We start from the raw sequence: 15,118 nt of genomic DNA, 5'->3' as shown, positions 1-15,118 counted from the left end.
CCCGTGGGGTCATCGACACCCAGGTCCAGGAGCAGCTGATCGTCGAGCTCTACTCGAAGTAGTTTCTGGGCACCCGGTGGTGGCCGCCTCGGAGGCCACCACCGGGCGCCACAGTTCGGGCGTCATATGGCGGGCGCCCCGACCCAAGGAGAAAGACAGTGCTCATCACCCAGCGGCCGACCCTCACCGAGGAGTCGATCAGCGAGACCCGGTCGCGGTTCACCATCGAACCGCTCGAGCCGGGTTTCGGTTACACCCTGGGCAACTCGCTGCGTCGTACGCTGCTGTCGTCCATCCCGGGCGCGGCGGTGACGTCGATCAAGATCGACGGCGTGCTGCACGAGTTCACCACGATCCCCGGCGTCAAGGAGGACGTGGTCGAGCTCGTCATGAACGTCAAGGAGCTCTGCGTCAGCTCCGACCACGACGAGCCGGTCAGCATGTACCTGCGCAAGCAGGGCCCCGGTGACGTGACCGCCGGTGACATCCAGCCGCCGGCCGGGGTTTCCGTGCACAACCCCGACCTGAAGCTCGCCACCCTCAACGGCAAGGGCCGGCTCGACATGGAGCTGACCGTCGAGCGGGGCCGGGGCTACGTCACCGCGGCGCAGAACAAGCAGGCCGGTGCCGAGATCGGCCGGATCCCGGTCGACTCGATCTACTCGCCGGTGCTGAAGGTGACCTACCGGGTCGAGGCCACCCGTGTCGAGCAGCGCACGGACTTCGACCGGCTGATCATCGACGTCGAGACCAAGCCGTCGATCGGGCCGCGCACCGCGCTCGCCTCCGCCGGCTCCACCCTGGTCGAGCTCTTCGGGCTGGCCCGGGAGCTGGACGAGAGCGCCGAGGGCATCGACATCGGCCCGTCGCCGCAGGACGCGCAGCTGGCCGCCGATCTGGCCCTGCCGATCGAGGAGCTCGACCTGACCGTCCGGTCGTACAACTGCCTCAAGCGCGAGGGCATCAACACCGTTGGTGAGCTCATCGGGCGTACCGAGGCCGATCTCCTCGACATCCGGAACTTCGGTCAGAAGTCGATCGACGAGGTCAAGATGAAGCTCGCCGGCATGGGGCTGGGGCTGAAGGACTCGGCGCCCAACTTCGACCCGGCGCACGTCGTGGACACGTTCGGCGAGGCCGACTACGACACCGACGACTACCGCGAGACCGAGCAGCTTTAGTCCGGGGCTAGCCGGACATCCGGCCACCCACTGGATATCCGGCCACCCACTACTGAGGAGCACCAAGAATGCCCACGCCCACCAAGGGCCCCCGCCTCGGCGGTAGCCCCGCGCACGAGCGGATGATCCTGGCCAACCTGGCCACCGCGCTGTTCCAGCACGGCAGAATCACCACGACCCAGACCAAGGCCAAGCGGCTGCGTCCGCTCGCGGAGCAGCTCATCACCAAGGCCAAGCGCGGTGACCTGGCGAGCCGTCGCCGGGTGCTGACCGTGGTGCGGGACAAGGACGTGGTCTTCACCCTGTTCGACCAGATCGCGCCCCGGTTCGCCAACCGCCCCGGTGGCTACACCCGGATCGTGAAGACGGTTCCGCGCAAGGGTGACAACGCCCCGATGGCGATCATCGAGCTGGTCGAGGAGTTGACCGTGGCCCCGGCGGCCCCGGCCAAGAAGACGGCCGCCCGCAAGGCGGCGCAGCAGGACAAGGTCGAGGCCCTGGCCCCGGAGGAGGAGACCCCGCAGTCGTCCTCCGCTCCGGCCGACCAGGACGCCGAGGCTCCGGAGTCGGTCTCCGGTGACACCGCGCAGGCCCGCGAGGACACCGACGAGGCGGACAACTCGAAGTCCTGAGGTCCCGACACCTACGGACACAGCCCGGCCCGGCATTCCCACGGGGATGTCGGGCCGCGGCTTTTCCGGGCCGGCTCGAGCCGTACGACCACGCCGGCCCGGCCACCCTTCCGAACCTGTCGACAAAGAGGTGGGACGTGGAACACGAGCCGGAGGTGCGTACCCGGGTCCGGCTGGACGTCGGCTACGACGGCACCGACTTCTCCGGCTGGGCCGCGCAGCCTGGCCGACGTACCGTCGCGGGTGTGCTGACCGAGGCGCTCGACCTGGTCCTCGGCGCAGACCGGGCGACCGGCCTGACCGTGGCGGGTCGGACCGACGCCGGCGTGCACGCGACCGGTCAGGTCTGCCACGTCGACCTGCCCGCCGCGCTCTGGCGGCAGCACACCGGGACACTGCTGCGCCGGCTGGCCCGGCTGCTCCCCACCGACGTGCGGGTACGTGCCCTGACCGAGGTGCCGGCCGAGTTCGACGCCCGCTTCTCGGCGACGTTCCGCCGGTACGAGTACCGGGTCACCGACGCCCCGCACGGCGCCGACCCACTGCGCCGGCACGAGATCCTCGCCTGGCCGCGTCCGCTGGATTTGGCGGCGCTGAACGAGGCCGCGGCCGGGCTGGTCGGCGAGCACGACTACGCCGCGTACTGCCGGCGTAAGGAGCACGCGACGACGGTACGGGAGGTCACCCGACTGGACTGGCGACGTGACCCGGACGGCGTACTGGTCGCCACCGTACAGGCCGACGCGTTCTGCCAGTCGATGGTGCGGAGCCTGGTCGGCGCGATGCTGGTGGCCGGCGACGGTCGGCGGCCGGCGGCCTGGCCCGGCGGGCTGCTCGACCGGCGGGAACGGGCCAGCGAGGTGAGCGTCGTACCGCCGCACGGGCTGACCCTGGTCGAGGTCGGCTATCCCGAGGACCCGGCCGGGTACGCCGAGCGGGCGTCGCGTACCCGGCGGCTGCGGATCACCACCACCGCCTGAGCCAGCCGGTACGTCGTACCTCGGGTTCAGTTGGGCTGACTCGGGTCGACGCCGGCGGGTGGGGCGGCGGAGGCGGTCACCCGACGGTCCAGCACCTTGCCCCGGAGATACACCTCGATCATGTCCAACATGACCTGACGGGCGAACGGATCGTCGCTGCCGATGGTCTGCCCGTTGGTCCGGGCCACCACGCAGTAGATCAGGTAGTGGCCGCGTACGTGCCAGCCGACCTGGGCCGAGCGCCCTTCGACGGCCCCGGTGTCCCCACCGGCCGCCATGCCGAGGAATCGTCCCTTCTTGCCGTCCACGATCGGTTTGATCTTCTCGTGTGCGCCGGTCGCCCCGGCCGCGTCCTCGAGGTTGACGATGCCGGCCGTGGCGACGTACGTCTCCGGCGGCGACAGCACGGTGGCCCGGACGAACTGGCTGCAGCCGAGACTCAGCAGCAACTCCCGGATCTCACCGTCAGCGACGAGTTCGCAGTCCTCCGAGGCCTGCGTCTTGCGTACCGGGTACGGCGAATCCTCCACGTCGATGAGGATCTGCTTGCCCGGGAACACCTCCTCGACGGTGAGCGGCGTCGGATCGGCTGCCCGTGAGCTGATGTCCCGGGGGCCGACGGGGGCGGCGGCACTGTCGGCCGGCCGGCTGTCCTCGCCGTACTCCGGGCCGGCGAGGACGAAGTACCCACTGAGCCCACAGAGGCCGAGCAGCACCAGTACGCCGAGCGAACCGACGACCCACTGCCAGGTGCGCTTGGACGCGATCGGCGGCTTCCGTACCTCGTCGGGGCCCGCCGGTGCCGGCGCCACGGTGCTCGGCGCGCTCTCCGACCTGGCTGCGGGCGGCGCGGGGGCCGCCGATGCGGTGGCCGCGGGCCGTTTCGCCGGCCGGCCGGCCGGCGGCACCCCGTCCCCGGGCGATGGTCGGGGACCGTTCGACGGTGCCGGACGTACGCCGGGCGGGCCGGAGCGAGGTGCGATGGGCGACCCCCCGGGTGGGCCGGGCCGTGCGCCGGCGGGCGGGCCGGAGCGGGGCGGACCAGCCGGCCTGCCGCCGGGCGCGACGGGTGAGCCGGTGGGTGGCAGGGGACGGGAGCCGTTGGGGGGACCGACGGGTGAGCCGGTGGGTGGCAGGGGACGGGAGCCGCCAGGGGGGCCGGCGGGTGAGCCGGGCGGCCGCTCGCCTGCCGGGGTACGGGGCACGCCGGTGCGCCGCCCGGGCCCGGCCTCCGCCCGCCCTCGACGTTCGGGTTCAACACCTGGAGGCGGGGCGTCACCAGGGGTGCGGTTGCCCGGGCGGGGTGGAGGACCCGGCGGCATCGGCTGCCGGGACGGCACCGGCGGTGGGCCGCCTCGACGGCTGGCGCCCCCGGTGCGGGGGTCGTCGGTCGGTGGGCCGCCTCGACGGCTGGCGCCCGCGGCGCGAGGGGCATCCGGCCGGCGGAGCGCCGGGTCGGGAAGGCCAGGCCCACCAGCAGGTCCCGCGGTCGGGGCTGGTCCGGCCGCTGGGGACACCGGTGGTCGCCCTGACGGAGCGCCAGGTCGGGCGCCCCGGCCGGTACGGGGCCCGTTCGGGCCGGCGACCGGCGGCGGTGCTGACGGGTCAGCGGCTCTGCGTCGTCCCGTTGGTGGGGAGAGGTCCGGTGCGAGCGGGGGCGGCGCGGCCGGATCAGCCGGGCCGGAGCGGCGTTGCCTCGGTATGGGGTTCGGTCGGGGACCGGCAGCGTCGGGTATCGCCCGGTCGGGGCGCCCGAAGGGCTCGGCGGGGCTGGTCGGCTCGGAACGGGCCCGTCGGCGACCGGCCGGGGCCGCGTCCTCGGCGGGCCGTGGCGTCCCGTCAGTGGACAGTGGACGCCCGGTGGCGGCCGCTGATGCCCACGGGGCCGGGGAACGGTCGGGATCGGGCCGGCCGCCGGAGCCGGGCCGAAGCTCCGGCCGGCCGCGCCGACCGGCGGCTGGTGGCTCGTCAGGCCGGGCGCCGTGCCCGCTCACCGGCTCGTCAGGCTGGGCGCGTCGGCCGGGCACCGGTGGTTCGCCAGGGCGGTTCCGCCGTCCGGTCCCCGGCTGCTCCTCAACTCCGAGGCGCCGCCCGGTCGGCGGTGGTTCGTCAGGCCGGGCGCGGCGGCCGGCCGGTGGTGGTTCGTCTGGCCGGGCACGGCGGCCGGTGAGCGGTGGGTCCTCCGGGCGGGCCTGACGACCGGGAACGGGCGCACCGGGGAACGAGTGGCTGTCGGCGGGAACCTCGACCGGAGCGGCGAGGTGGCGTCCGCCAACTGGTGGACGTGCTGACCGGCCCGGATGGCCCGGACCCGGTGGAAGGCCGCCGGCCGCGCCGGCATCATCGGGCGCTGGCGCCCCGTGCCGGGCCCGTCGGGGGCCGTCGGTGGGCCGCTGGCCGTACGGCCCGGCGGGACCGGACGGATCCCGGAGGGACGGTTCGAGCGGGGGAAGCCCCGGATCCGCCGCACCCTCCTCGTCCCGGGCACGGCGTCGGCCGACCCGTTCGGCCGGCCCGCCCGGCTCGACGGGCAGCGCCGGGTCCGCCGGGGGCTGGACGGCGGGATCACGCCGGGACCGTGGCGCTCCGTCGCCCGGCTGCGGCCCGTGCCCGTAAACCATGTCGCACAGGGTAACGGAAATGAATGGAGGCTCGCTTCCGCCGATGAATCACGCCTGGCGAAAGAGGAGACATCTGTCCGCAAAGGTGATCAAGGTCGGTGGGGGTACCGGCTGCTCCGGAGTACCGCCCGCGCCAGCCGGGACCGCCGGGTAGGCAAGAATGCGTGGCGTGACCGGGGACCACTATTTCAGCACCGAACCTGCCGTCGACACCCACCGGCGGCAGGTGACCTTCGCCGTCGACGGTCGGGAGTATGCCCTGACCGCGTCGTCCGGCGTCTTCTCCGCGGCCCGGCTCGATCCCGGCACCGCCGTACTCCTGCGCAAGGCCGCCCTGCCCGGATCCGCGACCTCCGGCGCGCTGCTCGACCTGGGCTGCGGGTACGGGCCGATCGCCTGCGTGCTCGCCAGCCGGGCGCCGGCGGCGACCGTCTGGGCGGTCGACGTCAACGCCCGGGCCCGGGAACTGACCTCGGAGAACGCGGCCCGGCTCGGGCTCGCCGACCGGATCCGGGTCAGTGCGCCGGACGACGTACCGGACGACGTCTCGTTCGCCGAACTGTGGTCGAACCCGCCGATCCGGGTCGGCAAGGCCGAACTGCACGAGATGCTCGGGCGATGGCTGCCCCGGCTGACCCCGGACGGCGTGGCGTGGCTGGTGGTGGCCCGCCACCTCGGCGGCGACTCGCTGCAACGCTGGCTCGACGAGGCCGGCTGGCGCGTCGAGCGGCACGCCAGCCAGAAGGGCTACCGGGTGTTTCGGGTCACACATTGACGCCGTAGGTGTGGGGAGGGGTCCCTTCCTCGACAAAAAGCGATAACCGATGGCCCTCCCCGTCCGGCAGGATGCCGGGCGTGGGTTACGTGGACGTCGCCGGGGTCGGGCACACACTGCCGGACGGGCGCGAGCTTTTCGCCGACGTGTCGTTCCGGGTCGGCGAGGGCATGAAGATCGCGCTGGTCGGACCGAACGGCGCGGGCAAGACGACCCTGCTGCGGATGGTCGCCGGTGACCTGCCGGTCCGGACCGGCGGCATCGCGCGTTCCGGAGGGCTCGGCGTGATGCGCCAGTTCATCGGCATGATCGGGGACGAGACGACACTGCAGGACCTGGCGTTGTCGCTCTCCCCGCCGGCGGTGCGGGCGGCGGGTGCGGCGCTGGCCGCCGCCGAGACCGCGTTGCACGCGGCCGAGGTCCGCGGCAAGTTCAGCAACGCGGCCGGCAAGGCCCAACTGGCGTACGCCGGGGCGTTGGCCGCCTGGGGCGAGACCGGTGGCTACGACGCCGAGGTGCTCTTCGACACCGTCTCGACGATTGTCCTGGACCTGCCGTGGGAGACCAGTCGGACCCGTCCGGTGCGTACGCTCTCCGGCGGGCAGCAGAAACGGTTCGCGTTGGAGTTGCTGCTCCGGGGCACCGACGAGGTGCTGCTGCTGGACGAGCCGGACAACTTCCTCGACGTACCGGGGAAGCGGTGGCTGGAGGGACGGCTGCGGGAGTCGACCAAGTCGGTGCTGTACGTCTCGCACGACCGGGAACTGCTCTCCCAGACCGCCGACCGGGTGGTCGCGGTCGAGGGCGGCGGCGCCTGGGTGCATCCGGGCGGCTTCGCCAGCTGGCACGAGGCGCGGGTGGCCCGGCACGACCGGCTGGAGGAGCAGCGCCGCCGCTGGGACGAGGAGCACCAGAAGCTGCGGGAACTGGTGCTGACGCTGAAGCAGAAGGCGACGTACAACGACGGGATGGCGTCGCGCTACCAGGCGGCGCAGACCCGGCTGCGGAAGTTCGAGGAGGCGGGGCCGCCGCCGCTGCCGCCGAAGGACCAGGACATCCGGATGCGGCTGACCGGCGGCCGGACCGGCAAGCGGGCACTGGTCTGCACCGGGTTGGAGCTGGAGAACCTGACCTTCCCGTTCGACCTGGAGGTCTGGTACGGCGACCGGGTCGCCGTACTCGGTGCGAACGGGACGGGGAAGTCGCACTTCCTCCGGCTGCTCGCCCGGGGTGGCACCGACCCGGATCCGGGGCTGGTTCCGCTCGACGGGCTCGCCGCACTGGCGCCGGTGAAACACGGCGGGATGGCCCGGCTCGGTGCCCGGGTGAAGCCCGGCCACTTCTCACAGACCCACGACCGTCCGGAGTTGACCGACCGGACCCTGGTAGAGGTGCTGTGGCGTGGCGACGAGCACCGGGCCGGAATGGACCGGCACGCCGCGATGCGGGCGCTCAACCGCTACGAGCTTGCCGGCCAGGGCGACCAGCGGTTCGGCACGCTCTCCGGCGGTCAGCAGGCCCGGTTTCTGGTGTTGCTGCTGGAGTTGTCCGGGGCGACGCTGCTGCTGCTCGACGAGCCGACGGACAACCTGGATCTGGCGTCGGCGGAGGCGTTGGAGGCCGGGCTGCGGGCGTTCGAGGGGACCGTGCTGGCGGTGACCCACGACCGGTGGTTCGCCCGCTCGTTCGACCGGTTCGTGTTGTTCCAGGGGGACGGCGAGGTGGTGGAGACGCCGGAGCCGGTCTGGGACGTGGGCTGACCAGCGCTGTTCCGTGCCGCGTGGCCGACCGGTCGGGACCGGCCGGCGGGTTATCGTCCGTGCTGTGACGTCGGGCACAGCGGTCAGGGTGGTGCTGCGTCGTACGGCGCAGGTGGTGGTCACCGTGGTGCTGCTCGGGTTCCTCGGCTGGTCGGTGGCGGGCCGCTGGGACGAGGTACGCGGTGTGCTCGGTGATCTGTCCGCCGGTGGCCTGGTGCTCGCCGGCCTCGCCGCCACGGTCGCGTACGGCTGCGGTTTCCTCTCCTGGCGGGTGCTGCTGACCGACCTCGGGGCACCGGTGCCGGTGACCGGCGCGGCCCGGATCTTCTTTGTCGGGCAGTTGGCGAAGTACCTGCCGGGCAAGGTCTGGCCGATCCTGTTCCAGGCCCGGCTCGGGCGGGCGTACCAGGTGCCGGGGCGGACCTCGGCGGCGGCCGGACTGCTCGCCCTGCTGGTCACGCTCGGCACCGGCCTGCTGGTGACCGTCGGGCTGCTTCCGGCGCTCGGTGACCGGGCGTTCGACCGGTTCTGGTGGACGGTGCTGGTGCTGCCGGCGGCTCTGGTGGCGCTCTGGCCACCGTTGCTGAACCGGTTGTTCGCCCGGCTGCTGCGGCTGGCCCGTCGGGAGCCGCTGCCCCGGCCGCTGACCGGGCGGGGCATCGGTCCGGCGGTCGGCTGGTCGGTGGCGGGCTGGCTGGCCTACGGCGTCCACCTGTGGCTGCTGCTGCGCGACGCCGGTGCCACCGGGGCGACCCTGCCGCTGGTCGCGGTGGGCGCGTTCGCCGGCTCGTGGTGTCTGGGGTTCCTGCTCGCGGTCGCGCCGGCCGGGGTCGGGGCGCGGGAGGTCGCGGTGCCGCTGCTCCTGGCCGGTTCCGTCGCCGCGCCGGTGGCCCTGGTCGCCGCCGTGGTGTCCCGGCTGCTGATGACCGTGGTGGACCTGCTCTGCCCACTGTGCGCGGTGCTGACGGAGCGGGTCCGGTCGGGACATCCGGTTGGTGGGCCTGCCGGGAGGCCCGGCCCGCCGGCGGAGAAGGCACCGTCCGCCGGGCGTACCCCCGTCCTGCCCGACTGTTAGGGAGGGCCCCCGTCCGCTGACAGATGTGATCGGGACCGGCCGTGCCGGACGGCGACGCGCCAGCGATGACCACGGAACGTGCTGATTGCTGTACGGCAAGCTACGCTGCTTGCCGTGCGTTGGCTGGTTTTCGGCAGCTACGACGTACGCCGACATCCCCGGGTCGGCGTGCTGGTGCAGGGACTCCGGGCCGCCGGTGACCAGGTCGACGAGGTGAACGTGCCGCTGGCCCTGGACACCGCCGCCCGGGTGGCCGTGCTCCGGCAGCCGTGGCGGCTGCCCCTGTTGGTCGGGAAACTGGCCCGCTGCTGGTGGTTGCTGGCCTGGCGGGCCCGACCGTACCGCCGGCGGGCCCGACCGTACCGCAGGTGGGGGCGTGGTGGTTCGACGGACGGGGTGGACGCGGTCCTGGTCGGCTACCTCGGGCACTTCGACGTCCACCTGGCCCGCTGGCTGTTCCGCCGCACCCCGATCGTGCTCGACCATCTTGTCTCCGCCGCCGGCACGGCCGCGGACCGCGGTCTGGCCGCGCGGGGCGGCGTCCGGGACCGGCTGATGCGCTTGATCGACGTGGCTTCGCTCGGCCGCGCTGACCTGGTCGTACTGGACACCGTGGAGCAGGTGGCCGGGCTGCCGGAGCACAACCGGGACCGGGCGGTGGTGGTGCCGGTCGGGGCCGGAGCCGACTGGTTCGCCGCCGGGGCCGGAGCTGACCAGGTCGGCAGCGGCGACGGAGCTGACCGGGTCGCCGCCGGGACCGGAGCTGACCGGGGCGGCAGCGGCCACGGAGCTGACCGGGGACGGTCCGGCCAGGGGGCGGGACGGCTCAGGGTGGTTTTTGTCGGGCTCTTCACCCCGTTGCACGGCACGGTGACGGTGGGGGCGGCGTTGGCCCGGCTCGCCGCCGACGAGCGGATCGAGGTGTCCATGGTGGGCACCGGGCAGGACCACCCGGCCTGCCGTCGGGCCGCCGCCGGCAATCCCCGGATCACCTGGTACGACTGGATACCCGCTGCCGAACTCCCGGCGTTCGTCGCCGGTCACCACGTCTCGCTCGGCATCTTCGGCACCACCGCGAAGGCACTGCGGGTCGTGCCCACCAAGGTCTTCCAGGGCGCGGCGGCAGGCTGTGCGGTGGTCACCTCCGACACCGGACCGCAGCGACGCGCCCTCGGCGACGCGGCGCTGCTCGTCCCGCCCGGGGATCCGGAGGCGCTCGCCGCCGTACTGCGTGAACTGGCCGACGATCCGCTCCGGGTCGCGTGGCTGCGTCGGGCCGCCCGGCGTCGGGCGGTCGACCGGTTCGCTCCGGCGACCGTCGTCGCGCCGCTGCGGCATCGTCTCGCCGCAGGAACGCGGCATCCGATGCCGGAGCCGGCAAGGCCGGTGCCGGTGACGGGGGATCCGGATCCGGTTCGGGGCGCCGGAGCGCACAGCACGTTGCCGGAAGGGGCGGCCGGCGTGGGGCTGACCGGTGCGGTCGAAGGGAGTCGGTCTGATGGTTAGCCGGGTAGCGGATCCGCCGTTGCCGCCCCGGGCGGCGCTGCGCTGGCAGGTCGTCCGCCGGATCGTCACGCAACGGCGGCCGGCCAGCATTCTCGAACTCGGCTGCGGTCTCGGTGCGGTCGGGACCCGGCTGGCCCGGATGGCGACGTACACCGCCGTCGAGCCGGATCCGCGCAGCTACCAGGTGGCGTACCAGCGGATCTCCCCGCTCGGCGGGACAGTGTGCAACGGCGACCACCGGCAGGCCCCGACACCGGGGCGGTACGACCTGGTCTGTGCGTTCGAGGTGCTGGAACATCTCGCCGACGACGCGGCGGCGCTCGCCGAGTGGCTGCCCCTGGTCCGCCCCGGCGGTCGTCTGCTGCTCTCGGTACCCGCCGACCCGGAGCGGTTCGGGGCCTGGGACGCCCTGGTCGGACACTACCGGCGGTACTCCGCCGGGCAGCTCCGGCAGCGGCTGGCCGAAGCCGGGGCGACGGAGATCCGGCTCGTCCACTATGGCTGGCCACTCGGCTATCTGCTGGACACGGTCCGGGACCGGTGGGCGGGCGGTCCGGTGGGGAACGCCGTGCCGGGGGAGACGGCCGAGGAACGTACCTCGACCTCCGGCCGGATCCTGCAGCCGAGCGGTGTGCTCGCCGGCGGGATGATCCGGATGGCGGTGTCACCGTTCGCGATGCTGCAGCGGATGCGACCCGACCGGGGTCCCGGGCTGGTGGCGGTGGCCACCCGACCGGCGTAGCCCGACCCGTGGCCACCCGACCGGCGTGGCCCGACCCGTGGGCGGCCCGGGCTTCAGGGGCGGACCACGCTGGCCCGGAGAGCGGCGACCGCGACCAGGGCGTACGGTCCGTCGCGGACGACCGCGACCGCTCCGACCGAGTCGGGGATCCAGTTCGGGCGGTTGTCCAGGTTCACCAGCACCAGTTCGTCGGTGCGGGTCGTCGGAGCGGTCAACTCCTCGACGGTGAGCAGCCGGGCGGGCCGGTTCCAGTAGTAGGCGAGCCACCGTGGGCTGTTCAGACCGCTGCCGACCACCCAGGCGAACCGCTGCTCGGCGGGTGGCCGGTGCTCGGCGACGAGCCGGCCGGCCCGGGCCGGCCCGGTGACCAGCCGGTCGCCGACCGGGCCGAGGACCAGCAGTCCGAGGTACGCGCCGAGCCCGGCGACGGCCACCACCGGGACGGCCCGTCGAGTGGCGACCGGGGTGGTGAACTCGGTGCCGAGCCGGTCGACCAGCACGCCCGCCCCGACCAGGCCGACCAGCAGGACCGGGTACGACCAGTACGAGTGCACGAAGGCGCCGTGGCTGAGGCCGAGGACCCAGCCGGCGGTGAACCCGGCGGCGATCACCAGGTAGCCCCGGGTCCGTCGGTCGAGCAGGGCGGCGAGGCCGCCGAGCGGCAGCAGCAGGAGGTACCAGACCGGGAGCAGGTCGCGGGCGTACTGCCACTGCCGGCGGAGGAACTGCCGGACGGTGAAACCGCCACCGCTGCTGCGCAGTTCGGCCTGGCCGCCGAGCAGGGTCAGCCCGGTGACCCCGACCACGAACGCCAGGCTGACCGCGACCCCGACCAGCATGGTCGCGCCGACCAGCAGCACCGTGCGGTCGAGGCGGCGCCGGCCCAGCACGAGCCAGATCCCGAGTACGCCGGCGAGCGCGATTCCCGGCCAGGAGACCAGGGTGCTGAGCAGCGCGGCGACACACGTGGCCGCGACCAGCCGACGCGACGGGTCCGGTTGCCGGCGCAGCCGGACGATCCCGGCGGAGAGGGCCAGGACCGGCCCGAGGTCGATCATCAGCGGGCTGTAGACCCAGTAGAAGGTGGTGGCGACGGTGAGGCAGAGCGCGAGCAGGGTGCCGGTCCAGCGGATGCCGAGCCCGCGCAGCAGCGCCGCCCCGGCCGGGATGATCAGCAGGGCGAGCAGGTACGGCGGCAGCCACACCTGATACTCCCCGTCGCCCGGCAGCAGGCCGGTCAGCGCGGTGAGCAGGTTCAGCAGCGGCGGGTGGTGGGCGTACGGCGTCGAGGCGTACGGGGCCCAGTCGGCGCCGAAGTGGGAGCCGACCAGCCCCTGCTCCTGCAGGTTCCGCAGGTGCAGGGCGTACCGGCCGATGATCCGGCCCAGGTGGTCGTCGCCGAACGCCGCGTCGAGCCGGGGCAGCCAGGTCAGCGCGACCAGGCCGGTGAGCGCGCCCACCGCGTACCAGCCGTGTCGCCCGGTGCGGTCCGGTCCGGCGGGGCTGTCGGCGGCGCCGGCGGCAGCGGGTGCGGTGCCAACCAGGTCGGCGGTGGTGGTGTCGGCGCTGGTCATGGGCGGTTTCCGCTGGGCCAGTCGATCCGGGACCGGACGATGAGGTCGGCGAGCAGGGCGACCGCCCCGATGATCAGACCGGCGCAGAGCAGCAGCACGGTGTTGGTCGCGATCCGCACCGGGTGGGCGACCAGGTCGTACCCGATCTTCGCCGTGCCGACGGCGATCAGCCACAGCGAGGGCGGCATCAGCACCTTGAGCGGGTTGAAGTACATCACCATCCGCAGCACCTGCAGGATGTACCGGTAGGCGTCCCGGACGAAGTGGAACTTCGACTTCCCCGACCGGCGGGCGTAGTCGATCGGCACGTACCGCACCTCGTGCTGGTTGTGCAGGAAAGCCATCGTGATCGTGGTGACGCAGGAGAAGCCGGGTGGCAGTAGCCGCAGGTACGGCAACGACACGTCCCGGCGGAATGCCCGGAGTCCGGAGTTGAGGTCGGGGATCCGGGTGCCCGCGAGCCGTTCGGCGATTTTCCGGATGAGCCACTTCGCCGGCACCCGGAGAAACTTGTGGCTGCCCTGTTCACTGGTACGCGCGCCGACCACCTGGTCGATCTGCGGCTGGCCGAGCAGCAGTCGGACGAATTCGGGAATCCGCTCGTTCGGATACGTCATGTCGGCGTCGGTCCAGACCACGATGTTGCCCCGGGCCTGCTGGGTGCCGATCCGCCGGGCGGTGCCCGAGCCACCGTTGCGGTGGAAGGCGAGCACCCGCAGGTGCGGGCAGCGGCCGGTCGCCTCGCGGAGGAGTTGCAGGGTGCCGTCGGTCGACGCGTCGTCGATCGCGAGGACCTCGTACCGCAGGCCACTGGCGTCGAGGGCGGCGGTGATCCGGTCGATCTCGGCCAGGACGTGCGCCTGTTCGTTGTAGCAGGGCAGGACGACGGTGACGTCCAACGTCGTACCGGTGCCGTCCCGGGGAAGTTGTGCGGGGACCCGGGAAAGGTCCGTACCGGAATGGTCGAATCGGCCCGTCACCGCCATGGAACCCACGCCTCTCCAGCGTCGCGCGGCGACCTGGGACGGTAGGGAAGATCGTATTGGTCGCCGGATTTCGCTCACGATATAGCAGGTCCCCGGAATAACGTTCGAGGTGTCGTCGTACGGCGATTCACGCTATTCGTGAATCAGTTTTGCGAAGTCAATTCGGGTGTTACTGACGTGGCCCGTCTCCTGGTCGACCGGGCTGTCGACGTGTTCGTGGCGGTGGCGCCCCTCCGGCCGGGCTCCCGGATCCTGGGCGTCGGCCGCGCCGAAACCGGTAATGATGGCACCGGCCTTGGTAAGTTGATCTTATGAGTGAGATGAACTACCGCCGACTGGGCGACTCCGGGCTGGTGGTGTCCGTGGTCGGGATCGGCTGCAACAACTTCGGCCGCAAGTTGGACACCGCCGGCACCCGGGCGGTGGTCGACGCCGCCCTGGACGCCGGCATCAACTTCTTCGACACCGCGGACATCTACGGGGATCCGAAGGGTGGCTCCGAGGAACAGTTGGGCGCGGCGCTGCGGGGGCGCCGGGACGACGTCGTGGTGGCCACCAAGTTCGGCATGGACATGGGCGGGTTGAACGGCCCGGACCATGGCGCCCGGGGTGCCCGCCGGTACGTCGTCCGGGCCGTCGAGGCGTCGCTGCGCCGGCTCGGCACCGACTGGATCGACCTCTACCAGATGCACGAACCGGATCCGGGCACCCCGATCGAGGAGACGCTGAGCGCCCTCGACGACCTGGTCCGGGCCGGCAAGGTGCGCTACCTCGGCAACTCCAACTTCACCGGGTGGCAGATCGCCGACGCCGACTGGACCGCCCGGACCAACGGCTGGACCCCGTTCGTCAGCGCCCAGAACCACTACAGCCTGCTGCACCGGGAGGCGGAGCGCGAGGTCGTACCGGCCGCCGAACGGTTCGGGCTCGGCGTGCTGCCGTTCTTCCCGCTCGCCGACGGTCTGCTCACCGGCAAGTACCAGCGGGATGCCGAGCCGCCGGCCGGCAGCCGGCTCGCCGGATCCATGCCCCGGTACGCCCAGCGGCTCGCCACCGCACCCTGGGACACCATCGAGGCCCTCGAGAGGTACGCCGCCGAGCGTGGACTGTCGATGGTGGAGGTGGCGATCGGCGGCCTGGCCGCCCTCCCCACGGTGACCTCGGTGATCGCCGGAGCCACCAGCCCGGAGCAGGTCCGGACGAACGCGGCGGCGGGCCGTTGGCGGCCGTCCGCCGAGGACCTCTCCGCGCTGCGCGCCCTCCTCTGACCCGGAGCGCCGCGCCGG

Annotated in this window: 12 protein-coding genes; 9 read left to right on the top strand and 3 right to left on the bottom strand. The window is 73.0% G+C overall.

Features of this window, described 5'->3' with window-relative positions:
• Nucleotides 1–158 precede the first annotated feature (158 nt).
• The 3 genes from ABGB21_RS10160 to truA all read left to right on the top strand — a co-directional run bounded on the left by ABGB21_RS10160 (nucleotide 159) and on the right by truA (nucleotide 2,793).
• Entirely contained in the window at nucleotides 159–1,181 is a 1,023-nt protein-coding gene (locus tag ABGB21_RS10160; protein WP_347653296.1) for a DNA-directed RNA polymerase subunit alpha, read from the top strand.
• A gap of 68 nt (nucleotides 1,182–1,249) precedes the next feature.
• The gene (gene rplQ, locus ABGB21_RS10155) at nucleotides 1,250–1,813 is read left to right on the top strand and encodes a 50S ribosomal protein L17 (protein WP_347653297.1); all 564 of its coding nucleotides are present in this window, start codon (nucleotides 1,250–1,252) and stop codon (nucleotides 1,811–1,813) included.
• A 137-nt stretch (nucleotides 1,814–1,950) separates the two neighbouring features.
• Nucleotides 1,951–2,793: a tRNA pseudouridine(38-40) synthase TruA gene (gene truA, locus ABGB21_RS10150; RefSeq protein ID WP_347653298.1), complete on the top strand. Its 843-nt coding sequence runs from the start codon at nucleotides 1,951–1,953 to the stop codon at nucleotides 2,791–2,793.
• Between the two features lie 26 nt (nucleotides 2,794–2,819).
• Here truA and ABGB21_RS10145 read toward each other — a convergent pair whose 3' ends face one another.
• On the bottom strand, nucleotides 2,820–3,605 hold the full coding sequence (locus ABGB21_RS10145; protein ID WP_347677436.1) for a hypothetical protein: 786 nt from the start codon (nucleotides 3,603–3,605) through the stop codon (nucleotides 2,820–2,822).
• 1,978 nt (nucleotides 3,606–5,583) lie between these two features.
• Between ABGB21_RS10145 and ABGB21_RS10140 the strand changes: the two genes are divergently transcribed.
• The 5 genes from ABGB21_RS10140 (at nucleotide 5,584) to ABGB21_RS10120 (ending at nucleotide 11,272) form a co-directional block, all read left to right on the top strand.
• Nucleotides 5,584–6,189, top strand: coding sequence for a methyltransferase (locus ABGB21_RS10140; protein ID WP_347653300.1), 606 nt, complete (start codon nucleotides 5,584–5,586; stop codon nucleotides 6,187–6,189).
• An 80-nt stretch (nucleotides 6,190–6,269) separates the two neighbouring features.
• Nucleotides 6,270–7,949: an ATP-binding cassette domain-containing protein gene (locus ABGB21_RS10135; RefSeq protein ID WP_347653301.1), complete on the top strand. Its 1,680-nt coding sequence runs from the start codon at nucleotides 6,270–6,272 to the stop codon at nucleotides 7,947–7,949.
• A gap of 64 nt (nucleotides 7,950–8,013) precedes the next feature.
• The gene (locus ABGB21_RS10130) at nucleotides 8,014–9,024 is read left to right on the top strand and encodes a lysylphosphatidylglycerol synthase domain-containing protein (protein ID WP_347653302.1); all 1,011 of its coding nucleotides are present in this window, start codon (nucleotides 8,014–8,016) and stop codon (nucleotides 9,022–9,024) included.
• Nucleotides 9,025–9,138: 114 nt separating this feature from the next.
• Nucleotides 9,139–10,530: a glycosyltransferase gene (locus ABGB21_RS10125; protein WP_347653303.1), complete on the top strand. Its 1,392-nt coding sequence runs from the start codon at nucleotides 9,139–9,141 to the stop codon at nucleotides 10,528–10,530.
• A complete protein-coding gene (locus tag ABGB21_RS10120) occupies nucleotides 10,523–11,272 on the top strand; it encodes a methyltransferase domain-containing protein (protein WP_347653304.1) in 750 nt (249 codons plus the stop codon). Before ABGB21_RS10125 ends, ABGB21_RS10120 begins: the two co-directional genes overlap by 8 nt.
• Before the next feature lie 53 nt (nucleotides 11,273–11,325).
• On the opposite strand, the gene ABGB21_RS10115 is transcribed toward ABGB21_RS10120, so the two are convergent.
• On the bottom strand, nucleotides 11,326–12,846 hold the full coding sequence (locus ABGB21_RS10115; RefSeq protein ID WP_347677434.1) for a hypothetical protein: 1,521 nt from the start codon (nucleotides 12,844–12,846) through the stop codon (nucleotides 11,326–11,328).
• Nucleotides 12,843–13,832 carry a glycosyltransferase family 2 protein gene (locus ABGB21_RS10110; RefSeq protein ID WP_347677432.1) on the bottom strand — a complete coding sequence of 330 codons (990 nt, stop codon included), beginning with the start codon at nucleotides 13,830–13,832 and terminating at the stop codon, nucleotides 12,843–12,845. The genes ABGB21_RS10115 and ABGB21_RS10110 overlap by 4 nt, the downstream gene beginning before the upstream one ends.
• A gap of 320 nt (nucleotides 13,833–14,152) precedes the next feature.
• Between ABGB21_RS10110 and ABGB21_RS10105 the strand changes: the two genes are divergently transcribed.
• Complete coding sequence (locus tag ABGB21_RS10105; protein WP_347653414.1) at nucleotides 14,153–15,100, top strand: aldo/keto reductase; 948 nt, start codon at nucleotides 14,153–14,155, stop codon at nucleotides 15,098–15,100.
• The last annotated feature ends 18 nt before the right edge of the window (nucleotides 15,101–15,118 follow it).

It is taken from the genome of Plantactinospora sp. B24E8, assembly GCF_039871735.1.
Classification (GTDB): domain Bacteria; phylum Actinomycetota; class Actinomycetes; order Mycobacteriales; family Micromonosporaceae; genus Plantactinospora.
This window is presented reverse-complemented; position numbering and strand designations above follow the sequence as displayed.

What these genes read in the sequence shown, in the direction of transcription:
- rplQ (WP_347653297.1), top strand. Translation starts at nt 1,250, where the DNA reads ATGCCCACGCCCACCAAGGGCCCCCGCCTCGGCGGTAGCCCCGCGCAC.
- ABGB21_RS10120 (WP_347653304.1), top strand. Translation starts at nt 10,523, where the DNA reads ATGGTTAGCCGGGTAGCGGATCCGCCGTTGCCGCCCCGGGCGGCGCTG.
- ABGB21_RS10115 (WP_347677434.1), bottom strand. Translation starts at nt 12,846, where the DNA reads ATGACCAGCGCCGACACCACCACCGCCGACCTGGTTGGCACCGCACCC.
- ABGB21_RS10110 (WP_347677432.1), bottom strand. Translation starts at nt 13,832, where the DNA reads ATGGCGGTGACGGGCCGATTCGACCATTCCGGTACGGACCTTTCCCGG.
- ABGB21_RS10105 (WP_347653414.1), top strand. Translation starts at nt 14,153, where the DNA reads ATGAACTACCGCCGACTGGGCGACTCCGGGCTGGTGGTGTCCGTGGTC.